This window comes from Halorubrum sp. BV1 (assembly GCF_000746205.1).
Lineage (GTDB): Archaea > Halobacteriota > Halobacteria > Halobacteriales > Haloferacaceae > Halorubrum.
The window spans coordinates 1-1,073 of record NZ_JQKV01000034.1 but is presented as its reverse complement, the minus strand read 5'-3'; the positions used below and the strand labels follow the sequence as shown (position 1 = coordinate 1,073).

2 protein-coding genes and 1 pseudogene are annotated in these 1,073 nt (G+C 65.9%); 1 reads left to right on the top strand and 2 read right to left on the bottom strand.

What is annotated here, in order from left to right:
* The first annotated feature begins 281 nt into the window (after window positions 1-281).
* The gene (locus tag EP28_RS11525) at window positions 282-467 is read left to right on the top strand and encodes a hypothetical protein (protein ID WP_049984161.1); all 186 of its coding nucleotides are present in this window, start codon (window positions 282-284) and stop codon (window positions 465-467) included.
* 21 nt (window positions 468-488) lie between these two features.
* On the opposite strand, the gene EP28_RS11520 is transcribed toward EP28_RS11525, so the two are convergent.
* The gene (locus EP28_RS11520; protein ID WP_049984160.1) at window positions 489-884 is read right to left on the bottom strand and encodes an OsmC family protein; all 396 of its coding nucleotides are present in this window, start codon (window positions 882-884) and stop codon (window positions 489-491) included.
* Between the two features lie 84 nt (window positions 885-968).
* Window positions 969-1,073 (bottom strand): annotated as a pseudogene (locus EP28_RS14270) (metal-dependent hydrolase); the annotation flags it as partial.

Here is a 1,073-nt window from a genome sequence, read left to right as displayed (position 1 = left end):
CTCGCGAGAGCGACGTGTCCAGTTTGAGGTGGACGTGTGAGCCCGCCCCGTGGTTTTCGAGGGCCACGTCGAACGGCCCGTCGGCCACGTACGACGCCGGCGCGTCGATGTCGCGCGGCCGATCTCGGTTGAGGTGGACTGAAAGCGCCGGCACGGGTGGCGGTGGCACCCGCGTGGGGAAAAAGCTTCACCCGAGTGGGCACTCCCCAAAACGGCCGCGAAACGGGCTCTCAGGGGAGTATTGGGCAAAGACTTATCCAGTCTCCCTCGTAGCCCTACGTATGGGTACCAGTAGCATACCACCCGTCGTCCGCGACTCGCCGCCGCGCGATCGCGGTCCGGATCTATCACCTGTCGGCACCGACCTCGTCATCTGTGACGGCGAGGCGATGACCTACGGGGAGTACCGGCGCGACCGGGAGGCAGCCTCGGTAGAGCGCGAACGGGTCACAAAAATCGAGAGCTGAGCCGCGAGGGCGGTCGCCGGCTCAGAAAGCGTCGCCTTCGAACGTCGTCTCAGCGTGGAGATCGCCCTTGAGCGCGTCGTGGACCTTACAGAGGTCGAACGCGCGGTCGATCGCCTCTTCGCCGTCGGCCTCGCTCACGTCGTTCTCGACGGCGATGTCGAAGTGGATGCTGGCGAGTTTGTCGTCGTCGTTGAGTTCGCCCGTGATCGAGAGTTCGACCTTTCCGAGTTCGCCCACGTCGCGCTGCTTCGCGCCGACGCGCAGCGCCGGCACGTAGCAGGCGCCGTAGGAAGCGAGCAGGGACTCCAGCGTGTCGGGTGCGGACTCGCCGCCGGGGTCGATGTCGACGGAGAAATCGCGGACCTCGGTCGTGGAAGCGTAGCCGTCCTCTGAGACTGTGGTGACTTGTTTGCTCATCGCGATCCGAAGTTGGTCCGGTCGCGGCCTAAATCTTGCTGCCCCGGCCGAGGGCGGTCGGCGCCGACAGCGCGCCGTCGACGCCTACTCCGCCAGCGTGTAGGTCTCGTCGCCGTCGAGGACGACGACCTCCGTGTCGCTACCCGTGGCTTTGACCTCACGGACGAACTCGTCTGTGTCGACCTCGAT